We start from the raw sequence: 5,537 nt of genomic DNA on the forward strand, positions 1-5,537 counted from the left end.
AGGCGTAGTGGAAGCAATCGAAATTGCTGAGGCGCCGCTTTCCTACGCCGTGCTGTTCGGCGACAGCGACCACGTAGGACAGGACGCGTTGGGGGGCACCGGGCTCGCGGCGCCGGATCTTTCGTGCTTCGAGCCATTCGACGACAACCGCCTCCGCCGCTTTGTAGGCGCAATTCAACTGATCCGGCCGTGAAAGGACGATGATGGCTTCCCGTGCGGCAAGGGTCGATGTGAACGGCGATGCCGCATCGAGCAGCGCCGCTTCACCTTACCTTCCAGCGGCCGAACATAGACCCGAATACCCAACTGCAAATCGACGAGCGATACGATATCCGAAATCGGACCCGCCCAAAGTCCAAGCGAGTCGCGTAGTTCCTGCGCATCCCGATCGGCCTGGGCACGGACATCTCCCGGCAGCAGAGGGCGAATGACATCCGCAGCCTGCGCCTCAGCCGTGGCAGGCAAGATCATACTAAGGACTATAGCTGACGAGAGAATTCAGATTGCAGCATGATTTCTAACATTGCGGGACGGATCAGCCGCATACCCCGCAAGCATAGGACCGTAATCGCCTCGCCCGACTGATAGCGGCGTGTGGTCAGCCCGAGCCAGGGGCCAACTGAGCGCGAAGTTCGGAAGTTTTCCGGATTCTCGATTGCAGTCACGTAAGAGACCGCCGCTGTACCGCAAATCCTTCAATTCCTAACCCTACGATCCTCCCCGATCAGCAAGCTCCATCAATGGCTTGCGGATAGTTCACGGACGCCCCCTAGTGCCGATTGCCGTCCGTAACCCCCAAACTCGTAGAACTCGCGCCTCTTTCGACGCGGACCGTGGCGCTCGTTCGCGGCGGTCGAGTTCGCTACGCTAAAATGGGGCGACTGGTTCAACAATCGCCGGCTGCTGGAGCCCATCGACAACATCCCGCCGACCGAAGCCGGAGGCACGCTACTACGCTATGCCGGAAGAGCCGGCCATGGCGGCATGACTCGACGAAACGCCTGCGGCAATCCCGGTGCGGTTCATGTTGCGCAACTCAGCGATTATCGGGCTGAATAAGGAAGCGGCTCTTGCCATCTCAGCGCGGCGCTGATCGCGCTGGCTATTTTGGAAGTCTGCGTTGGAAGGTTCTGAAATCTCCGTCTAGTCGATGAGGTATCCATCTTGTGGATGCGTTCCATCAAAACAATCGATTTTACCAAGAATGAAGGACATGAAAAACGTCGCTCGAAAGTCGACGTCTACGGGAGCTCTCCAGTCTGCGGAAGATGGAGGCGAAATCCTTCTAGACCTGATCGCCAACGGCACACCACACTCGATGTAATCCGCTCGTTTTCTTACCATCACTCGAGGCGCAAACTCCAGCTAAGGCGGTGCATAGCGAAGATTGCATCGCGTTTATAGCGCACAGGAAGTCATTTGCACGTGCTGCTGACCCCTCCGTTCAAAACTCTTCATCCACGGAAATATCAGGAATGAGTTCACCCCGGCGTACGGCATTCATTACAGGTATCACCGGCCAGGACGGCGCGTTGCTTGCCGAACTGCTGCTTTCGAAGGGCTACATGGTGCATGGCCTGAAGCGGCGGGCCTCGCTGATCGGGAATACCCAGCGTGTCGACCACCTCTATCAAGACCCGCATGAGGACCATCCCGACATGGTCCTGCATTACGGGGACATGACGGATGCGACAAACCTGATCCGTCTCCTGCAGGACACGCAGCCCGACGAAATCTACAATCTCGCTGCGCAAAGCCACGTGCAAGTCTCTTTCGAGACCCCTGAATATACGGCCAATGCCGATGCGCTCGGCACGCTGCGGCTGTTGGAAGCGATCCGCATCCTTCGCCTCGAGGACAGAACGCGGTTTTACCAGGCCTCCACATCCGAACTCTTCGGTTTGGTCCAGGATGTCCCGCAGCGGGAGACTACCCCGTTTTATCCACGCTCGCCGTATGCGGTGGCGAAGCTCTACGCCTACTGGATGACGGTGAACTACCGTGAGGCATACGGGCTCTACGCCAGCAACGGGATTCTGTTCAATCACGAAGGACCGACGCGCGGCGAAACCTTCATCACCCGCAAAGTGACCCGTGCAGTAGCTGCGATTATGGCCGGCAAGCAGGACTGCCTCTATCTCGGAAACCTGGAGGCAAAGCGCGACTGGGGCTCGGCGCGCGACTATGTCGAGGGCATGTGGCGCATCCTGCAGCACCACGAGCCTGACGATTTCGTGCTCGCGACCGGCGAGACGCATTCGGTCCGCAGCTTTGTCGAGGCAGCCTTCAGGCGAGTCGAGAAGGAGATCGTCTGGGAGGGCGAAGGCGTTGACGAGGTGGGCCGCGAACGCAGGAGCAACCAGGCGCTGATCCGTATAGACAAGCGTTATTTCCGTCCGACCGAGGTTGACCTGCTGATCGGCGACGCGTCTAAGGCGGCCACCAAGCTCGGTTGGAAGCCAAAGACCACTTTCGATGAGCTCGTCTCGGAAATGGTCGAGGCCGATTGCCGCGCCTACGGAATCACGCTCGATTAACGTGAAAAGATAATGATTTCGCTGGAGGGCAAACGCATTTGGGTCGCCGGCCATCGCGGTATGGTTGGGTCCGCACTGGTGCGCCGGCTGTCCGGCGTGCCCGAGGTAAAGATCCTAACGGCGGACAGTCGTGATCTCGACCTGACCGATCGCGCAGCGACGACCGCCTGGGTTCGGGCACAACGTCCCGACCTGGTTTTCATGGCTGCCGCCAGGGTCGGGGGAATCCTGGCCAACAACGAACGTCCAGTCGACTTCCTCCAGGACAATCTCGCAATCGAGCTCTCTACGATCGCGGCCGCATTCGAGGCGGGCGTCGAGAAGTTCATGCTGCTCGGCTCGTCCTGCATTTACCCCAAATTTGCGGCACAACCGATCCAGGAAAGCGCGCTGCTGACAGCGCCGCTCGAGCCGACGAACCAGTGGTACGCGATCGCCAAGATCGCCGGAGTGATGCTGTGCGACGCTTACCGTCAGCAGTTCGGGCGTAGCTTCATCTCGACCATGCCGACAAACCTGTACGGGCCGAATGACAATTTCGACCCGCTTGCGAGCCATGTGGTGGCCGCGACGATTCGAAAGATCGTCGACGCACGCAACGCCGGGAGGAACCGCGTCACGATATGGGGTAGCGGGTCGCCGTTGCGCGAATTCATGCATGTCGACGACCTTGCCGACGCGCTCGTCTTTCTGATGGAGCGCTACGATGAAGCCGGGCCGATCAATGTCGGCAGCGGCCAGGAGATATCGGTTCTCGGCCTCCACCAGTTGGTGGCGGAACTGTCCGGATGGCAAGGAGAATTTGACCTCGATCGCTCCAAGCCCGACGGCACGCCGCGAAAGCTCATGGATTCGAGCCGCCTGACAGCACTTGGCTGGCGGCGGCGGATCGAACTACGCGACGGTCTCCGTCAGATGATAGACATCTGCGGAAGCACCATTGCTGTTTAGCCAGCCTCGTTATGATCTGGTGAGCTGGTCGGTCGGCGGTTCTCGTCAGCTCACTTGCCGCACATCCAGACCAGGCGCGTTATCGAAAGCTGATCACCGGGCACAGCTTTCGGCCGAAACTTAACGCCCTATCGCGACCGGCGGGCGCCCGTTCTCCCAGTCTTCCCGCTCCAACGTCGGCACGCAGTCCTCCTCACTGGGTAGCCCAGGCAGAAATAGCCGATCCGCATCCATTCGGGCGGCGTGTCCAGGATCCGGGCGATCTCGGCCGGATCGTGGATCGACGCCCAGCCCATGCCGATTCCTTCCGCCCGCGCAGCCAACCATAGCGTGTTCACCGCCATGACCGCCGAATAGTCGATCGGCGCCTGCATGGTCAGGCGGCCGAGCCCGTGACCCTGGCCGGTTGTGCGGTCGGCGAAGACCGCCAACTGGCAGGGCGCGCCTCGGCAAGTCCGGCGAGCTTCAGCTGCGCATAGAGCGCGGCGCGCTCGCCCGAAAAGCATTGCAGCGCCTCGGCGTTGCAGCGCTCGAAGCAGCCTCTCACGGCATCGCGGCGTTCCGGGCTGTCGACCACGACGAAGCGCCAGGGCTGGCTGAGGCCCACGGAAGGCGCAAGGGCGGCAAGCGCAAGCAGCTGATCCAGGGCCCCCTCGGAAAGCGGCGTGGGCCTGAAGCGCCTGACACCCCGGCGCCACAGCAAGAGCTCAACGAGCCCGGCGCGAAATTGGTCGGGAAAGTTTGGGCCAGACGTCATCGCGCGGCGCTGCCATTTGTTGTGATGCCCGGCCGCGCCGGATTTTTCCCTTCTCGGCCGCGATCGCGGCGGCAATGCCGCGCACGAAGCGACACCTGCGTATTCACTTATCGCATTTGCAAGTATTCGGCGAAAGCGGCCTTGACGGCCGATCTCCCCCTGTTGGGGAGCAATGCAGCGATTTGGCTGAAGCCTTTCGAAATCTGGCTGCTGGATTTGGCTGAAGCTTGTTTCAGCGCCAAGGCGGCCAGCTGACCTCGCGCGCCAATACTCCTTGTCCGGCGAGTTTGGATAAAGATTCAGGTCAAGCTGTTGTTCTTGCCATATGCCAACGGCGCATAGATCGGAGCGTCATTGCTATACCGGTAGTAGATGACCCTTGCACGAATATTTCGTAGTTGAAAAGCTTCGCACGCGCATCCGGCACCTCGACGGCGGGAACGCGCGCCCGTGCCATATGTCAGGTTCATTACAATCGGCCATCTGGGAGACTGCGGAGGTTTTTCAAAGCGTAGCCATGCGCTTACTGCGCGCTGAGCGCCTGGCACGGCCTTTGATTTCTGTTCGAAGCTGCAATCGCCGGTGCGCTCGCAGACGAGCGGCGCGGCCGTCTGGCACTGCCAGTTATATCCGGTCGTCCACTTTGGATTGACCGCCGGCGCATTCTTGGCGCCCTGGGCCGCGGCGGGAGCGCTGGCCGCTGCCGGCACGATCAGGATCGGCTCACGCCGCCGCACAAGCCCGCCGGCGGTAACCAGAGAACGCTTGATCGGGAGCCCGTCGTGAAGCTTCTCGTGCCGACCGGGCGCGCGACCTGGCCGAGTTCGACCGGCACCCGGAGTCTCCTTCGGTCTTTGCGATTTTGGCATGGATGCCCCGGAGCTCGGCTATGTCGCCCTGTCGGACCTCGACAGCTTGCGCGGGCCGTTCGGCAGTCTGGTCGATTACGACATGACCTTTGCCGCCAGCAAGCCACTCTCGGCGCATGCCGACGACGCTCGCCGTCGCGGCTTCATCGCCGCGCAATCGAAAGGGGCTTGGGCTCACGCCCGGCCCTTTTTCTCGCCTTCCGCTCCACTTAACCGCACATAAACTGCGCTCCTTTCTCTGACCAGCCAAGGCTGGTCCGGCTCCCCCGAAGAGAACCGCCCAAGAGCGCCGGCGCTACTATTTCCAGAAGCTCATAGTCGATAAGGACGCGAAGTCTACGCCATGGAAGGTCGAGCTCCTCGCCGCGCGCGATCAAGGCCATGTCCTCGCTTACCTGCTCGGCAACGACCCCGGTCAATTCC

General features: G+C 61.0%; 4 protein-coding genes and 4 pseudogenes. 5 read left to right on the top strand and 3 right to left on the bottom strand.

Going from position 1 to position 5,537, the window contains the following annotated elements; genetic code table 11:
- The coding region (locus tag MAXJ12_RS38125; RefSeq protein WP_008840790.1) for a hypothetical protein at nucleotides 1-193 on the top strand (193 nt) is incomplete at its 5' end.
- Between the two features lie 286 nt (nucleotides 194-479).
- On the opposite strand, the pseudogene MAXJ12_RS39555 reads toward MAXJ12_RS38125, so the two are convergent.
- Nucleotides 480-677, bottom strand: a pseudogene (locus tag MAXJ12_RS39555) (transposase); the annotation flags it as partial.
- A 139-nt stretch (nucleotides 678-816) separates the two neighbouring features.
- On the opposite strand from MAXJ12_RS39555, the pseudogene MAXJ12_RS37450 reads away from it, so the two are divergent.
- The 3 genes and pseudogenes from MAXJ12_RS37450 to MAXJ12_RS33980 form a co-directional block, all read left to right on the top strand.
- Nucleotides 817-988: pseudogene (locus MAXJ12_RS37450) on the top strand (IS3 family transposase); the annotation flags it as partial.
- Between the two features lie 487 nt (nucleotides 989-1,475).
- Nucleotides 1,476-2,537, top strand: coding sequence for a GDP-mannose 4,6-dehydratase (gmd, locus tag MAXJ12_RS33975; protein ID WP_008840791.1), 1,062 nt, complete (start codon nucleotides 1,476-1,478; stop codon nucleotides 2,535-2,537).
- A 12-nt stretch (nucleotides 2,538-2,549) separates the two neighbouring features.
- Nucleotides 2,550-3,488: a GDP-L-fucose synthase family protein gene (locus tag MAXJ12_RS33980; protein WP_008840792.1), complete on the top strand. Its 939-nt coding sequence runs from the start codon at nucleotides 2,550-2,552 to the stop codon at nucleotides 3,486-3,488.
- A 120-nt stretch (nucleotides 3,489-3,608) separates the two neighbouring features.
- Here MAXJ12_RS33980 and bluB read toward each other — a convergent pair.
- Nucleotides 3,609-4,245, bottom strand: a pseudogene (gene bluB / locus MAXJ12_RS40340) (5,6-dimethylbenzimidazole synthase).
- A gap of 840 nt (nucleotides 4,246-5,085) precedes the next feature.
- Between bluB and MAXJ12_RS34870 the strand changes: the two are divergent.
- Nucleotides 5,086-5,337 (top strand): annotated as a pseudogene (locus MAXJ12_RS34870) (DUF2958 domain-containing protein); the annotation flags it as partial.
- Here the strand turns inward: MAXJ12_RS34870 and MAXJ12_RS38640 are convergent.
- A partial coding sequence (locus tag MAXJ12_RS38640; RefSeq protein ID WP_008840795.1) for a hypothetical protein occupies nucleotides 5,324-5,537 on the bottom strand: 214 nt, incomplete at its 5' end. The pseudogene MAXJ12_RS34870 and the gene MAXJ12_RS38640 overlap by 14 nt on opposite strands.

Source organism: Mesorhizobium alhagi CCNWXJ12-2 (genome assembly GCF_000236565.1).
Taxonomy (GTDB): domain Bacteria; phylum Pseudomonadota; class Alphaproteobacteria; order Rhizobiales; family Rhizobiaceae; genus Allomesorhizobium; species Allomesorhizobium alhagi.